Origin of the sequence: Streptomyces sp. NPDC056231 (assembly GCF_048270745.1) — a bacterium.
Classification (GTDB): Bacteria; Actinomycetota; Actinomycetes; order Streptomycetales; family Streptomycetaceae; genus Streptomyces.
The window spans coordinates 1-15,849 of the sequence record NZ_JBLVKW010000117.1 but is presented as its reverse complement, the minus strand read 5'-3'; the positions used below and the strand labels follow the sequence as shown (position 1 = coordinate 15,849).

Genomic DNA, 15,849 nt, shown 5'->3' with positions numbered 1-15,849 from the left:
CGCCCAGGTCCTCGTAGCCGCCAGCCGGGCCGCTGCTGTCCTGCCCAACGAGCCGTCAGCCCCGCTGGGCACGGAATAAGCCAGCAGGATCGGTGTCAGGGTCCTTACCGGCACCCCAGCTTCCGTGCCCGGTCGCAGCTTTCTTAGAGGTCGGGCCCCTCGAAGTCGAACTTGCACTGTCGGCTATCGAGATCGACAGCCCGTCGGTCAGCCATCTATGAGCCACCGTCATGTTCAGCACGCGCCCGCCGGTGACGGTGCCGACCAGGGCCCAATAGCGTTCCAGGCGGGGGTCGAAGCCGGATGACCTCGACACCAGCCCATGCAGGTATTGGCGGAAGGTGGGGGTGTCCGACTCCCGCCGGGCTCGTGCGTGGGCGGATACGAAAGCGTTCACCGCATCCCCGGTGCTGGGCGGTAGTCCCTGGGCCAAAGCCGCGGCCGTCAGAACGGCAGCATCGTCGATCTCCCCGTAGAAGGCCGGAGCGTCCCTCATCTCTTCGTCGTGGTCCTGGGTCCAGCGGGTGAAACTGGGCGTGGAGATGAGCAGATGAAGCTCGGCGTAGGCCAGGACCGTAACGGGATCGGGGTCCTGCGGCGGGTCGGGTGACAGCATGGCGATCATGATGTCGAGCCGGCGCTTGGGCATGGCCGCGGACAGCTCGCGATACCAGTGATCGGTGAGTGTGCGACGCGCCTGCGGGAGCCGCTGCACGCGAGAGAGGATCTCCAGGCGTCGGAGCCGTTCCTCGCTCGGGCAGTCGTCCAGAGACTTGAGTGTGGCCTGGCGCCATCGCAGTTCCGTCAGTCGTTCCTGCACCACTTCGAGCTCGGTTGCCACCAGTTCGCCGAAGGAGCACTCACCGGTGACCACCTGCGTGATGGTCGCGATCGGAGTGTCCAGCGCCCGTAAGCGCCTGATGAGACGGATCCGCTCCCACGCCTCAGGACCGTAGCGTCGATGACCACCGGCGCTACGGCCGGCCACAGGCAGCAGACCGCTGTCGGAGTAGTAGCGGAGGGTCTTCACCGGGACCCCCGTTCCGGCCGCGAGTTCACCGATGCTCCACGTGTCTTGCGTCACAGGCTCTTGAACCTCCAGCGCGCGGGAGGTCCTAGCGTACTGAGTACTGACCGCGTCAGTCCGTACCGTTCCCCACCGCCTGGGCTCAGTACCGGCCTGACCGGCCTCGTCCGAGATCCCATCCGACCAAGAACGGTGGGTACGTATGGCCCCGACCATGACCGCACCGCGTCCATGCCGAAGAGACACGCTCCGTGCGGTGCTCTTCCCCTTGCTCTGCGCGGTGGCACTACTCGCAGCCACCGCCGTACCGGCGACCGGCGCACACCCCGGTTCCCCGCACTCCGCAAGACAGAGCGGTAACGTCGTACGGACCGACCACGGCCTGATACGCGGCGTGTCACACGGCTCGTACATGACCTTCGGCGGCATTCCCTATGCTGCGCCGCCGACCGGACCGCTGCGCTGGCGCGCACCGGTGCCCGCCGCCACGTGGCATGGTGTCCGGGATGCGACGACGGCGGCTCAACGCTGTGTGCAGATGCCGACACCAGGCGCGGACGCGGTCCTCGGGTCGGAGGACTGCCTCTACCTCAACGTCACGATGCCGACGCCAAAGCCGGCCGGGCAGAAGCGCCCTGTGCTGGTGTGGTTGCACGGCGGTGCGTTCCTGGGCGGTTCTGGCAGTGACTACAGCACCGAACAACTGGCGGTCCGGGGTGACACGGTCGTCGTCACAGTCAACTACCGTTTGGGTATTTTCGGTTACTTCGGCCACCCCGAGTTGGGCTCCGCCCCACCGTTCGGCCTGGCGGACCAGCAGGCCGCCCTGCGCTGGGTGCGGGCGAACGCGGAGCGATTCGGCGGTGATCCGGGCAGTGTCACGCTGTTCGGCGAATCCGCAGGCGCCCTCAGCATCTGTGCACACCTCACCTCGCCGACGGCCTTCGGACTCTTCCAGCGGGCCGTGCTCCAGAGCGGTTCCTGCCTCATGTCCTTCCCACGCGGCGCTCTCGGGCCCGGAGTTCCGGCGTACGAGCCGTTCGCCTCGCAGCGCGATGTTCAGACGGCCGGTGCAGAAGCCGCCAGGCAACTGGGCTGCACAGCGGGGGGCGGAGACGAGGTGCTGGCATGCCTGCGCGGGCAGAGCACGGACCGCCTCGCCACCGCGCAGCTGATGCAGTCCTTCAACCGGCCCTCCTTCGGCAATACGCTGCTGCCGGTGGCGCCGGACCAGGCATTGGCGTCGGGGCGCTTCCACCGCGTGCCGATCATTCAGGGCACCAACCACGATGAGATGCGGATGTTCGTCGGCCTGTCGCTCGCCGCGTTCCCCATCCGCACCGAGAACGACTACCGCGCCCGTCTGGCGGACGCCTTCGGGCCCGCAGCCCCCGCCGTGGAGGCACGGTATCCGGCAGCACACCACCCCACGCCAGCACTGGCCTGGGCCGCGGCGCTGACCGATCGATCCCTGACCTGCACCACGTTGGCAGCCGGCCGGGCCATCGCCTCTCATGCTCCCGGTCTCCCCCTCTACGGTTACGAGTTCAGCGATCCGGATGCTCCTGTCCTCACCGGTCTGCCGGCGAACCCGGGCTTCCCCTACGGGGCGGCGCACGGCTTCGAGATGCCGTTCCTGTTCTCCTCCTTCCCCACCGAGCGACCACTGACCGACGCCCAGCGCGCCCTGTCGGACCGGATGGTCGACTACTGGACGACCTTCGCGCACACCGGCAACCCGAACACCCCCGACGCCCCGCTCTGGCGGGTTTTTCGCCCTTCGTCACCTCTCGCGCAGTCGGTGCAGTCGTTGGCTCCCGGACCCGGCGGAATCCACCCCGACGATGCGTATTCCGCACACCACTGCTCGTTCTGGGACCGCCTGCCTCAGTGAGCCTCCGCGCGTACAGAACCAGGACGGCCCCGGCGTAGAAGCTGATCAGTCTCGTCAGCCACCGCGCCGGCCGACTGCCCCGGGTCCAGGCGCTCGTCCCCGGCACAGGCCGGTGCCGGCGCCTGCTGGCCCCAGGCAGCCGTCTGACGTGCTTCCTCGCGCTCCCTGTAGCGCCGTTCTTCCTGGCGGCAGTCGGCGTTCTCCGTCGCGTGCGTGCCAGGCATCGACGTCGTTGGGGTTAGCCGGTGCGGCGGGCAGGTCTTCCCGCCGGCCGTGTCCGCACCGCCACCACGTCGACAGCACGGGCCCGGTCCATGGCGCGTCGGCCGGTTGTGCCGGTCCAGCCGTCCCGCAAACGGGTCCCGACACTCATCTGGTGGGACGCGTCGAGGCCTCTGGTACGCGCCCGATCCTGTCTATGCGTTCGCTGACCCGTGGCTGAGGCCGATTACCGTATGTCTGCGGCGAGACTGTACTCCGGCAGTGCGATGTTCCCGGCCTTGGCGAACTGTGCGGCGAGCAGGTTCCGCATCGGCCAGCGCGTCATCTGCCGCATGGAGAGGTCCCGCAGGCGGATGCCGAGCCGGCCCGAAGGCGCGAATCCCGAGGCACCGCCCGGCGGGAGCTGCTGGGCCTGGCTCACGTACGGGCGCATCACCTCGTCGTAGCGGCGGAAGGCGATGCGGTGGCCGCCTTCGGCAGTGGCGAGTTCACCGGCTAGGACGTATGCGCCGACCAAGCCCAGGCTGGTCCCCAGGCCGGTCAGCGGGGTCGCGCAGTATCCGGCATCGCCCAGCAGCGCCACACGGCCGCGCGACCAGCTGTCGAGGCGGACCTGGCCCATGGAGTCGAAGAAGAAGTCCGGGGCGGTGCGCATTGCGCGCAGCAGGCGTGGCGTCTCCCAGCCGACGCCGGCGAAGCGCTGGGCCACGAGTTCCTGCTGGGCGGCAACGTCGCGGCGGTCGTAGGCGATCGGTGTCGAGCGGAAGCTGAGGCCGGCCTTGATCTCGCCGGGAAGGCGGCCGGGCCGTGCGGAGGCGACCAGGCCGCCGGGCGCGTTGTGCATCAGGTACCAGCCGTCGAGTTCCAGGTCGTCGGTGGCGGTGAACCAGGCCGTGTAGAGGCCGAGCGGGTGGACGAACTCCTGCTCCGGGCCGAAGGCCAGCGCGCGCACCACGGAGTGCGGTCCGTCCGCGCCGACGACCAGCCCGAACCGGCGCGGCGCGGCTTTCTCGAAGGTGACGGTGACTGCGTCCGCGTCCTGATCGATCTCGGTGATGGTGTCGTCGAAGAGGTACTCCGTGTCCGGGAGGGTGGCCTCGTACAGCAGACCGGCGAGGTCGCCACGGAGGATCTCGATCTCGGAGACGATCCCCTCGCCGCCGAAGCTGTCGGCGGGCACCCGCGCGGTGGTGCGGCCGGAGGTGTCGACGAGTGCGAGGCCGCGTTGGTCCACGCTCTCCGCCCTGGCCCGGTCCATCAGGCCCATCCGCTCGATCACGGTGCGGCCGGCGCCGCGCAGATCCACGGTCTGCCCGCCGGGCCGGGGCTCCGGCGCGCGTTCCGCGACCGTGACTGTGAAGCCTCCCTTGCGTAGCCAGTACGCCAGCGCGGGCCCTGCGATGCCAGCACCACAGATGAGTATCTCGTTGTTCGGCATGACGCGAACGTACGCCGTACGCAAGATAGTGCGCAAGTGTGAAATCGCTTTTCAGGATGAGGTGTTAGGCGGCACTGCACTAGTGCGAAGAGACTAGGAAGATGCTCGTACGCGGGGATCGTCCGGCGTCAGCAGCTAGGATGGCGCCCATCCAGTGCACTAGTGCGGAGGGGTATCAGTGAGCGGACAGGCAGTACCGCGCTACAGCCAGATCGTCGCCGAACTGCGGCGGCGGATCGAGACGGGCGAACTGGCACCGGGCGATCGCGTGCCCTCGACCCGCGAGATCACCCAGCAGTGGGGCGTCGCGATGGCGACCGCGACCAAGGTGCTCACCGAGCTGCGTCGCGAGGGCATGGTCCGCGCCGTCCCCGGCGTCGGAACGGTCGTGGAAACCCCGAGCCGCCCGGTGCGCAACGCCCGACCCGCTGCCGCTGCACGCCCTGGCGAGCCGTCCGACACGTCATCGGGCCAGGCGGCGCTCACGCTCGGACGGATCGTTGCCGCCGCCGTCACGGCCGCCGACACAGAAGGGCTGGCCGCGGTCTCGATGCGCCGGGTGGCCGCCGAGCTCGGGGTCGCGACCATGTCGCTGTACCGGCACGTGGCCGACAAGGACGACCTGCTGACGCGGATGATGGACACGGTCATGGCGGAGCACCCGCTGCCCGCCGACCCGCCGGCGGGCTGGCGCGAGGCGATCGAGCTGGCGGCCCGACAGCTCTGGGACCTCTTCCGCCGCCACCCATGGCTCGCACCGGCCCTGTCGGTGACCCGCCCACAGATGATCACCTCGGCACTGCCGTACAGCGAATGGATGCTCGCCACCCTGCACGCGCACGGACTCGACCTGCAGTCCGCCTTTACCGCGCACCTCACGTTGTTCAACTACGCCCGTGGAATCGCCGTCAACCTGGAGTCGGAGCGGGAGGCCGAGGCGCACAGCGGCCTCGACAGCGAGGAGTGGATGGACACCGAGGAGCCCGCGCTCCTGGCGATTCTGGCCACCGGCCGGTTTCCCGCGCTCTCCCGCCTCGCCACGGCCGGTTACGACCTCGACCTCGACGCCCTCTTCGAGTTCGGCCTCCAGCGCCTCCTCGATGGCCTCGCCTCACTCCTCAACGAGAGCTCCGCCGACTGAACGGAGAGCTCGAGAGGCCCCCGGAAATGAGTCAGGCTGCGTTGCTCGCAGGGACAGCCTGGCTTCTCCGTTCGTTGTGTCGAACTGGATGAACTCGCACGAAACACGCTGTCCCACCCGAACGATGTCCGAAGCTGTCTCGAAGCGTCGCCAAGACAGTTCGGGAATCGTGATGAACCCGACGCCGGGGGCCCGCTTCGCGCGGACGGCCCCAGATGCGTCGGACGGCGGACGTCATTGCAGCGGTGCGTCACCTCTCAGTGGGCCTCGTCGAGCGCCCCGGCCCTGGCCCGCATCTCCTCGGCGCGCGGATCGCCGATCGCGCTCAGGAGCCGGGCGGCTCGCGTCCAGCTCTCACGTGCTTCCGCGTCGTCTCCGCGTGCCAATTGGGCCGACGCGATGTGATCCAGCACATCGGCCTGGTTGTAACTGTCGAGGGCTTCTTCGTACAGGCGCAGGGACCTGCGGTAGTCCGCGATCGCGGCATCGAGCTCGCCCAGGCGCTGCCGGGCATACCCGATGCTGTCCCAGGTCGCCGCCTCACTCCGGCGGTTCCCGGCCTCCCGCAGCATGGGGAGTGCTTCCTCGCACATGGCGATGGCCTGCCGGTGATCGCCGAGCAGCGTCAGGTACCAGCCGACGGCGTTGAGTTCGCGAGCCTCGCTGCCGCGATCCCCGAGCGCCCGGAAGAGCGCCAGAGCCCTCCTGGCATGGTGCAGTGCCTCGGTGTGGCGCCCCTGCCGGCCGCGCACCCAGCCGATGCTCCGCTCAGTGGCGGCTTGCTCCGCAGGGGGCAGCCGGTGCAGCTGGCCGAGCATCAGACCGACCTGCTCCTCGGCCTGGTCGACCTGGCCCGTCTGGGCCAGTGCGCGAGCCAGGCTCGAACAGTTCCTGGCGATGGCGGTCGGATCGTCCAGCACCAGGGCCGCGTCCAGACCGATCCGCTTGGCCGAGATCTCGTCGGCCCAGCGGCCCATGATCGAGTAGTAGCTCACCCAGTCGTGCGTGAGGTACATGCGATAGCGCAGCAACCGCGGATCGTTCATGGAGCGCAGGGCGGCCGCGACGGTCGACTCCTCCTGACGGAACCACTCCAGCGCCTCCTCACGGGTGTCGACCACGACACTCGTCACATCCTCGGCCGAGGGGGCGGGCACTTCGAATCCGGGGCGTCGGTCGAGAACACGCGTGGCCGCGTGGGCGTTGTGGCGCAGGTAGTCCAGCAGACGTCTCCCGGCCCGCAAACGGTCGTCCTTCTCCTGCTCGACGAGCTCGACGCCGTAGACCCGTAGCAGGTCGTGCAGCACGTATCCGCCTTCCGCGTCACGCCAGAGCAGGTTCGCGGAGGTCAGCTCCCGCAGATGCCGCCGGGCCGCGGCCATCCGGGTCCCCGCGAGCGAGGCGGCGGCCTCCGCCGACACCGAGGGCCCGGGGCTCAGGGCCATATACCGGAAGAACCGTGCGGTCTCAGGCGTCAGGGCCCGGTAGGACCAGGAAAACACGGCGCGGACATCGCCCCGTCGGCCACCCGCGGACAGGGCGTCCAGCCGAGGCCGGGACTCGCGCAGCTCGCGCACCCCGATCCGCAGCGGGACCTGCGGAGCAGCGCTCAGCTGCGCACCGACGATCGCGACCGCCAACGGCAGAAAACCGCACAGCTCCACCAGCTCCGAAGCCGCCTCCGGCTCCGCCCGGCATCGTTCCTCGCCGATCCGCGCGGCCAGAGCCGCCAGCGCCTCCTCACGGGTCCACACGTCCAGACTGAGCATGTAGGCGCCCTCGGTCACAGCCAGACCGGACAGCTGATTGCGCGAAGTGATGATCGTCAGGCACCCCCCGGAGGTCGGCAGCAAGGGCCTGACCTGCTCCGCGTCCCGTGCGTTGTCGAGTACGACGATCAGCTGCCGGGACGTCGTCTGCTCCCGGAACAGCGCACTGCGCTCCTCGGTGCCGCTCGGTACGCTGCTGCTGGGCACTCCCAGCGCACCGAGAAACCCGCCCAGGGCCTCACCGGGGTCGAGAGGCTGTCCGGAGTCCTCAAAACCGCGCAGGTTCACATACAGCTGCCCGTCCGGGAAATGGTTCGCCACCTGATGCGCCCACCGCACGGCGAGCGTCGTCTTGCCGACACCCGCCATGCCACCGATCGCGGAGATGACGACATGCCCTCCTCGCCCGGCGACCTGCGAGGTGAGTCCGTGGACGGCGGCCAACGCCTCGTCCCGGCCGCGGAACGGCACGAGGTCGGGCGGCAGCTGCCGCGGTACCTGCCCCGTGCGCCGCGCCGACGCCTCCACGAACCGCTGCCGTTCGTCCCCGTCCAGCTCCAGGGCGTCCATCAACTGGCTCAGCGTCGCCTGCCGCGGCAGGCTGTGCCCGCGCTCCATGTCACTGATGGCCCGGACGCTCACCCCTGAGGCCTCGGCGAGGCTCTCCAGCGTCAGCAGCGAACGCTGCCGCGCCTCACGCAACAGCCGGCCGAAGGCCGCTCTGCCCATCTCCACCCCCGAGGGACGTGCCCCGGGAGCCCTTCCCTGACCAATGCCGTCACGTGCGAACACCACGAATTTACCAGTTGTGGAATGGACGTTAAAGCAAGTGGTGAGTTCCGGAGCGGAGCGCACTCGTGAGGACAACGACAATGGCTCGCAACTGCCTTGAGCACCCGACCGGAGCGGGCGCCGACGGTTCAGTGCACGAGCTGCCCGCGAACGTGGCCGACCCAACTCCGCTCGCACGGAGGACGTGTTCGATCCGGCGGTGCCGACCTCGCCGACCCCGTACGGCAGACGTCAGTGTCCGCGACCTGTACGTGGCTGCCGACCGTGCGGGCGGCGCCGGGTCGAGCTCCACCGGAGCCGCGATCGCGGCGCCCAGGGTTCATACCTGAATGTTAAAGTTTTTCTGCGTCGGACAGGTGCGGTGGCTGTGCCCCGGAGGCTGACCGGCCACCCGGCCCGACCGAGGACTTCGCGGATGACACGTGTGCGATACGAACGCTTGGCTGGGGGAGGGCAGGGCATGGGTGCACACACTCCGGGCGGGAGCGGCCTGATCGGCCGCGAGCGGGAGCGGGATCTGGTGTCGGCGTTCCTGGCCGGCCTGTCCGATGGTGGTCGAATCCTGCACCTGAGCGGCGTTCCGGGCATCGGGAAGACCGCCGTCATACGGTTCGCCATGGACGCGGCGGCACGCCAGGAAGTCCCCGTACTGTCGACGTCCTGGGTCCCCGACGAACGGGGACTGCGTTACGCCGCGCTGCACGGACTGCTCCGTCCTCGTCTGCCGCGACGTCGTCAACTACCCCCAGAAGAAAGCTCGTTGCTGGAGTCGGTATTCGCGGGTTACGGCGCGGAACCGGAACCGGAGCACCTGGCACGCTCCGCGCTGCGCCTGCTGGCCCTGGCGCCGGGCCCCGTCCTCGTCTGCGTGGACGACTTCGACCGGCTCGATGCGGCGAGCCGTGACACCATCAGGCACATGGCCCGGCTGTGCGGGCAAACCCAGGTGAGCCTGATCGTCGCCGAGCGAGCCGCCTCGGCGGCCTGGCTGCCGGCCGACGCACTCACCACCGTTCTCACCCCCCTTCCCGCTGCCGAGGCCCGCGAACTCGTCCACCGTTCCCGGCCGTCGACGGCCCACGCGGAAGCTGAGCTCGTCCTCGCCGTGGCACAGGGCAATCCGCTCGCGCTCACGGAGCTGTCGCTCGGCGGCAACGGCCTCAGGGACGCGGCCGGCTTCGGTATGCTCCCTGCCACCCCAAGCCTGGCCGACGCGTACGCGGAGGACCTGCGTGCACTGTCGGCAGCCGGCCATGGTGTCCTGCTCACCGCGGCGTTGAGCACCTCCTCGATCGTCCAGGAGGTCCTGGACGCCGGCGTGTGTCTGCCGGGAGGTACCCAAGCGGCCCGGGCCGGACTGGCGGAGATCGCCGAGCGCGGTCTCGTCGTCGTCCGCGAACACCACATCCGGTTTCCCGATCCGCTCATCCGCACCGCGGTCCTGCACTCGGCTTCGGCCGCACGTCGCATGGCCGCCCACGCGGCGCTCGGACAGAGCGTCACTGACCCCGCTCACGCGGCCTGGCACACGGCCCAGTGCGTGACAGGTGCTGACGAAGAACTCGCCAAGCGGCTGGAATCACTGGCCGAGGGGCCCTGGCCGGGCGTCGGTCTGCTGAGAGCCCTGGCAGCACTCGAATGCGCCGCCCGGCTGTCCGCGGACCCGGAACGCCGAGCTGGCCGCCTGCTCCGCGCCGCCGAACTGGCGTGCCACCACGGTCTGGTGGAGCAGGCCCGTCAACACGCCCGCGGCATCGATCCCGACGAACTCGGAGACCTCGGCAGCGCCATGCTGCTGTGGCTGCACGACCTGGTGCCGGGGAATCTGCCTGTCGGCCGTGAACGGATCGCGCAACTGTGCTCGGCGGCCCGTGCCGTGGCCCCGGCACATCCCGGTCTCGCGCAGAAACTGCTGCACGCCGCTGCAGGCCGATGCTGGTGGCAGCAGGCCGGCGCCACCGACCGCGACCTGGTGGTGCGGACGCTGAAGGAACTGCGGACACCCCCATGGGGGACACGCGACATCGCTGTCCTGGCGCTGACCGATCCCTTGTCGGTCAGCCATCTGCCCCTGCGGACATCGGAGCCCCCCGACCCTGACCAACGGCTGCTCCTCGGTCAGGCCGCCCATCTCACCGGCGACCTCGCCCAGGCGGCGGTGTTCCTCCAGGAAGCCGAAGCAGCCGCCCGTGCCGACGGCCGCCACGGACGGCTGCCGCACATCCTCGCAGCGAGGGCGCTGGGCGAGATCTGGCGGGGCGCCGAATGGCGTACCGCTGAAGCGATGGCCGCCGAGGGCCGGACGATCGCCACCGGACTGGATCACCGCAACTTCGCAGTCCGGGCCGTCGGAGCCCAAGGCGTCCTCGCGGCCCTGCAGGGACGGCACAACAGAGCCCTGCAATGCGCTGCGGAGATCGAAAAGGCATCCCTGCACCTCGGCCAGGGGCAGCACCTGAGCCTGGCCATTCTCACCCGGGTTCTGACGGCCTCCGGCACGGGACGGTATGTCGAGGCATACACCCAACTGCGTGCGTCGTTCACCGAACTGCTGACGCCCTACTCGTTCGAGCAGTTCTGGGGACTGGCCTTCCTCGTCGAGGCGGCGCTGCCCGCGGGCGAGGCGGACGACGCCAGGGCGGTCGTCGAGCAGATCGATCACCGGACCCGGACAGGGCGGTCGCCCCTGCTCGAACAGATCCTGGACTACGCCGACGCGGTCCTGGCACCGGACGAGGAGGCGGAGAACCGCTACCGCGCGGCACTCGGTGACGGGTCGGAACAGTGGCCCCTGCTGTACGCCATGACCCAGTTCAGCCATGGCGTGTGGCTCAGGCGCCGGCGCCGTGTTCTCGAGTCACGCGCACCCCTCACCACGGCCGAGTCCGTCTTCCGATCCCTCGGGGCGATGCCCCGCGCGGAGCTGGCGGCCGCGGAACTGAGGGCGGCCGGCCTGGCGGACGCCACCGAGTCCCGGAACACCGCGGCCCAGGTCCTGTCCCCGCAGCAACTCACCATCGCCCGCCTCGCGGCCCAGGGCCTGACGAACCGGGCCATCGCAGAACGCCTTCAGCTGTCGCCCCGCACCGTGGCCTCGCACCTCTACCAGATCTTCCCCAAGCTCGACGTCACGTCGCGCGCGCAGCTCGCCGAGAAGCTGGACCCGCGCTGACACACACAGCCCTCATTCTGTGACCCGTGACTGTGGGTGACTAAAAGAGGGCTTCTTCTTGTGGCGGGATCGGAGGGTCAAGGACGTCGCGAAGGCGGGTGATGTCCTGGCGCCACTCCGGGCCGTTCGCAGCTTCGGCCCACAGCTCGGCGAGTTCGGATCGGCCGGAGAGAACAGCGTCGCCATCGTCTCCAACGAGTCCTTCGGAGGCTGGACCAAGACCTTCACCGACCCCCGCCTCTGCGCGGCCATCGTGGACCGCCTGACCTTCAACGGCACCATCGTCGAGACCGGCACCGACTCCTGCCGGCTCGCCTCCACTCGGGCCCTGGTCGGGGAAACCGCCAAAGTCGGCTGACCGCCGGCGGCTGTCGACCCTGCCAGTCGGAGCATCAGTCACTGAGGGCCAACCTGATGCCGAAGATGCTGATGACGGTGCCGGTGATTCGGTCGAGCAGGCGGCGGGCCTGGGGCGTGCGGAGCCAGCCGTGCAGGATGCGAGCGAAGCCGATGAGGACGGCAGACCAGAGCAGACCGATGAGGATGTGCATGGTGGTGAGCAGGAGGCCCATGGTGAAGTGGCTGCTGCCTGGAGGGATGAACTGGGGCAGGACAGCGACGTAGAAGGCGCCCATTTTCGGGTTCAGGAGGTTGGTGAGCGTTCCCTGCCGCCAGCCGCCGCCGACCGAGTCCGCGCCGGCGGCCAGGACGGAATCGTCCATGTCCGGCGTAGGCAGTCCTCGGAAGGTGTCCCGGAGCATGCGTGCCCCCATCCAGATCAGGTAGGCGGCGCCGATCCAGCGCAACGCGGTGTAGGCGAGGTGAGAGGCCGTGAGAAGCGCGGTCACTCCGAGGGAGGTGAACGCCCCCCACACCAGGGTGCCGGTCTGGATTCCGAGGACGACGCCCCAGGCTCTCCTGCGCCGGCCGAGGGCCGACGTACGCAAGATCAGCGCCGTGTCGAGGCCAGGAGTCAGAGTGAGGAGCCCTACAACCAGGGCGAAGGACCGCAGGGCGGTGCTTGTTGCCATGGAATGCCAGCATACCCCGGCAGATCGCCTGCCTTCTTCGCGGGTCCGGTGGATCTTGCGCCGTTCAGCCTCCCCTGCTGAGACAGGGTCCAGGGTGCGAAAGTGCTCACCACGGGCAGCGATCTTTCAGAACCTCGCAACGCAACACCTCGCGCCCTCTCGTGAACAGCCCTGCCCCGCTGCCTTCACGGGCAGCGGGGCATCAGCATCGGCAAGTCGGAGTGCCTTCATTTTCCGTGAGCATTCAGCCACCCCAAGATCGTCAACTGCTGTCAGAGCTGATGCACATTCGCTGTCGTGCGAAGTGAGCGAAGCCGGCCCGTCGTACGCCTCAGCCGACCGGCTCGTTCCGCAGGGCCGTGGCCAACTGAGTCCGCGTCGTCACGCCCAGCCGTGGAAAGATCTGATACAGGTAGGACCCGATCGTTCGCGGTGACAGGCCGCACTCCGCACCGATCTGACGGTTCGAGAGCCCCCGACCGGCGAGGGTGGCGATGCGCAGCTCCTGCGCACTGAGCAGTCCCCCGGCCGGCGCCGGCCGGCTCGCACCGGAGGTGACGGTCCCCACACTCTCCCCGGAGGCCCGCAGCTCCTCCGTGATCCGAGCGACACGGGCCTCCGCGCCTATCATGGCGAAGGTGGCCGCCGCCTGGCGCAAGGTGACGCGGGAGTCGGAGAACTCGCGCCGCCGTCGCAGCCACCGCCCGTGAGCCAGGCGCAGGGACGCCTCCAGGAAATGGTGGTGGGACAGGTCCATGGCGAAGGCCCGCTCGTACAGCGTCGCGCCGTGCTGATCGTGCGCCAGGACGGCCCGTGCCACAGCGAGTCCGACCGAGACGATCGGGGCGTGCTCGGGCCCCAGCTCCCGATCCAGCTGCCGCAGCCTCGCACGTGCCTCGTCCGCCGCGTTCACGGCGTCGGCCGCTTCTGCGAAGGGGACCAGGGCGAACAGGGCAGCGGTACAGGGCGCGGGGGCGGCGAGAAAGCGAGCGAGGGTCCTGTAGCCGGCAGCGAAGTCGCCGCTCTCCACCTGAGCCCACCCGGTGCTGACGGCGACGATGTCGTCCATCGAGGCCACGGACCGCCGCGCGACGTCGCGCGCCTGCGCATCGTCCGAGGACACCACGGTGCCGGTGCGCAGACCTCGGGTGAGCTGTTCGAGGAGCCCCGCCGCAGTCGTGTGGTGGCCGTGGCCGCGCTCCTCGGCATTCTCACCGCAGCGCCGGAACGCCCGTTCGGCCTGCCCCCAGTCGCCGGTCACCAGGTGCGCCAGTCCTTGCCGGAGAAGTACGCCGGGCATGCGGTCGTGCAGGTCGTGGAAGTGGCAGCGGCGCTCCGCCTGCCGGTGCAGAGCCAGAGCCTGCAGGGGCGCACCGGCCAGCAGGGCCGCTTCCCCCAGGCGCTCAAGGTCTCCTACGGGCAGGTCGCCGCGCTCAAGGGGGTCGGGCAGGCGCTCGATGACGGCTGCGGATCGCCGCAGCGGCATCGCGGTGGCCATGGCGTGCAGCAGCCGTGGATCGTCCGCCCTGTCCGGCAGCCGGTCGAGAAAGGAGAGGAGCGCGCCCGCGCGCTCGATGTCTTTCGTGACGGTGGGGGCTACGAGCTGGGCCAACTCCAGCGCATTGTCCTGTTCGGCGGCGCCGACGGGCGTGGGCCAGGCGGCCGGATCCGCGGGTCGGGCGGGACTGCTCCCCAGCCGGGTCAGTGTTTCGGCGCAGAGGGTGCCCAGGGGTCCCAGCGGGAGGCGCAGTGCACGGTGGGCCATGGTCCGCGCCATGCGCACCCAGTCGGCTTCGTAGGCCAGTTGAGCTGCCCGCAGGAGGCAGCGACCCTGGTCCTCGGGCCCGCTGTACAGGTCGGCAGCGCGCCGCAGCAGACGGACGGCGGTGGCCGGCTCGTTCTGTCGCAGCGCGTGGCCGTGCACGTCTTCGAGGCGGGCGGCGAGTTCCGGGTCGGCCCCTCCACCGCTTGGGAAAGGTGCCACATGTGCCGGACGGATCCCCCTTTCAGTTCGGCGGCCAGGGCTGCGTGAGCGGAGCGGCAGCGCCGTGGATCAGTGCCATGGGCCACGGCACCGGCGGTGGCGGGGTGGCTGAAATGCAGTCGCATTCCGTCGAACATCACGATGCCCTGGCGTTCCGCGGGTTCCACGGCCGCGAGATCCAGGGCGAGGCCCCCGAGCCGGGAGGCGGCGGACAGAAGGGCCGGGATGTCCGCCGTCGGGTGGAGCGCCGCCACCAGCAGCAGATCTCGGGTCGCCGCGGGGAGCTGTGCGGCCCGGGGGGCCAGGGCGGCGGCCAGCCGGTCGGACGAGGCGGGCAGGTAGGGAGCGGAGTGGTCGCCCTGGGTGGGAAGTTCGAGGAGGGCGAGGGGATTGCCGGCTGCGGTCGCCAGCAGCTCACGCTCGGTCCGGGGATCGTTGCCCGGACGTGTCTTCGCCAACAGGGCGGCGGACTGGGCCCGGGACAGCGGGTGGAGCAGCAGTTCGGGAAGGCCCTCCGGGGACGCGGGACGGGTGTGCTGTGGGCGTACGGTCATCAGCAGACCCAGGGGTTGGCCTGCGGTTCTTCGGGCGACAAAGGCGAGAACGTCCCTACTGGGTTCGTCCAGCGCGTCCCAGTTGTCGACGACGATCAGCAGGGGCTGGTCGGCGCTGACCGCCTCAAGAGTGCCGAGAACGGCGAACGACATCCGGCCCCGGTCCTGCGGAGCCGGGGCGCCATCGACCAGCAGCGTCTCCAAGGCGTGGAACTGCCGGCCGGTCAGGAGCCGACGCGCATCCCCCAGGACCGGCCAGAGGACTTGAAGCAGACCGGAGAGCTCGGGCGGACGCCCGCCGCGTATACCGGTGCACCGCAGTATCCGCGCACCGGCGGCGGCTGCCGACCCGGCACCGGCTTCCAGGATCTCCGACTTTCCTGATCCCGCGGCGCCGCGAACGACCAGGGTGGCACCGTCGGTCAGAGCGTCGCGCACGAAGGCCCGCAGTACCTCCAGCTCGACATCACGTCCGACGAGCCTCGAATCGTTCACCAGCTCGTACGGAACGGCGACGCCGACCGACGGCTGGTGGTGGACGGCCTCTTCGGCGGAGAAGAAGGCACTCTGGGGCTGCGTGTTCATGGGTGCCCCGTTCCGGGCCGTTGAGCGTTGTCATGCGGACCAAGGGGGCGCCCTTGAGCCTGACTCCCATCCCACCGGACCCACGGCTGCCAGAACAGGCAGTTCGCATGCAGCTTGCCCCGCAGCCGATCCGGCGTGCCCCGTTCACTAGTAGGGCTTTGTTAGGTCCTGTGGTGTGGTTCTGGTGTCGGTGCGGATTGGCCGCATATCGAGCAGGCGCCGGTCCAGGTGGCCAGGAGG

Annotated in this window: 9 protein-coding genes and 2 pseudogenes; 4 read left to right on the top strand and 7 right to left on the bottom strand. The window is 69.7% G+C overall.

Annotation, left to right across the window (positions count from 1 at the left end; genetic code table 11):
• Positions 1-55 precede the first annotated feature (55 nt).
• Positions 56-1,030, bottom strand: a complete 975-nt coding sequence (locus ACNPQM_RS40755; RefSeq protein ID WP_418087927.1) for a MerR family transcriptional regulator — start codon at positions 1,028-1,030, stop codon at positions 56-58.
• A 253-nt stretch (positions 1,031-1,283) separates the two neighbouring features.
• On the opposite strand from ACNPQM_RS40755, the gene ACNPQM_RS40750 reads away from it, so the two are divergent.
• Entirely contained in the window at positions 1,284-2,921 is a 1,638-nt protein-coding gene (locus tag ACNPQM_RS40750; RefSeq protein WP_418087926.1) for a carboxylesterase/lipase family protein, read from the top strand.
• Positions 2,922-3,369: 448 nt separating this feature from the next.
• Here the strand turns inward: ACNPQM_RS40750 and ACNPQM_RS40745 are convergent, their stop codons facing one another.
• Positions 3,370-4,581, bottom strand: coding sequence for an FAD-dependent monooxygenase (locus ACNPQM_RS40745; protein ID WP_418087925.1), 1,212 nt, complete (start codon positions 4,579-4,581; stop codon positions 3,370-3,372).
• Positions 4,582-4,759: 178 nt separating this feature from the next.
• On the opposite strand from ACNPQM_RS40745, the gene ACNPQM_RS40740 reads away from it, so the two are divergent.
• Positions 4,760-5,722, top strand: a complete 963-nt coding sequence (locus ACNPQM_RS40740) for a TetR/AcrR family transcriptional regulator C-terminal domain-containing protein (protein WP_358862152.1) — start codon at positions 4,760-4,762, stop codon at positions 5,720-5,722.
• A 24-nt stretch (positions 5,723-5,746) separates the two neighbouring features.
• On the opposite strand, the pseudogene ACNPQM_RS40735 reads toward ACNPQM_RS40740, so the two are convergent.
• A pseudogene (locus ACNPQM_RS40735) lies at positions 5,747-5,911 on the bottom strand (S1 RNA-binding domain-containing protein); the annotation flags it as partial.
• Positions 5,912-5,979: 68 nt separating this feature from the next.
• A complete protein-coding gene (locus ACNPQM_RS40730) occupies positions 5,980-8,220 on the bottom strand; it encodes an ATP-binding protein (protein ID WP_418087924.1) in 2,241 nt (746 codons plus the stop codon).
• A 523-nt stretch (positions 8,221-8,743) separates the two neighbouring features.
• On the opposite strand from ACNPQM_RS40730, the gene ACNPQM_RS40725 reads away from it, so the two are divergent.
• Complete coding sequence (locus ACNPQM_RS40725; RefSeq protein WP_418087923.1) at positions 8,744-11,455, top strand: AAA family ATPase; 2,712 nt, start codon at positions 8,744-8,746, stop codon at positions 11,453-11,455.
• Positions 11,456-11,624: 169 nt separating this feature from the next.
• Positions 11,625-11,813 (top strand): annotated as a pseudogene (locus tag ACNPQM_RS40720) (ATP-binding protein); the annotation flags it as partial.
• Between the two features lie 34 nt (positions 11,814-11,847).
• Here the strand turns inward: ACNPQM_RS40720 and ACNPQM_RS40715 are convergent.
• From ACNPQM_RS40715 to ACNPQM_RS40705, 3 genes are all read right to left on the bottom strand, one after another.
• Complete coding sequence (locus ACNPQM_RS40715; RefSeq protein WP_418087922.1) at positions 11,848-12,486, bottom strand: LysE family translocator; 639 nt, start codon at positions 12,484-12,486, stop codon at positions 11,848-11,850.
• Between the two features lie 331 nt (positions 12,487-12,817).
• Positions 12,818-14,251, bottom strand: coding sequence for a helix-turn-helix transcriptional regulator (locus ACNPQM_RS40710; RefSeq protein WP_418087921.1), 1,434 nt, complete (start codon positions 14,249-14,251; stop codon positions 12,818-12,820).
• On the bottom strand, positions 14,188-15,609 hold the full coding sequence (locus ACNPQM_RS40705; protein ID WP_418087920.1) for an AAA family ATPase: 1,422 nt from the start codon (positions 15,607-15,609) through the stop codon (positions 14,188-14,190). The genes ACNPQM_RS40710 and ACNPQM_RS40705 overlap by 64 nt, the downstream gene beginning before the upstream one ends.
• Positions 15,610-15,849 lie beyond the last annotated feature (240 nt).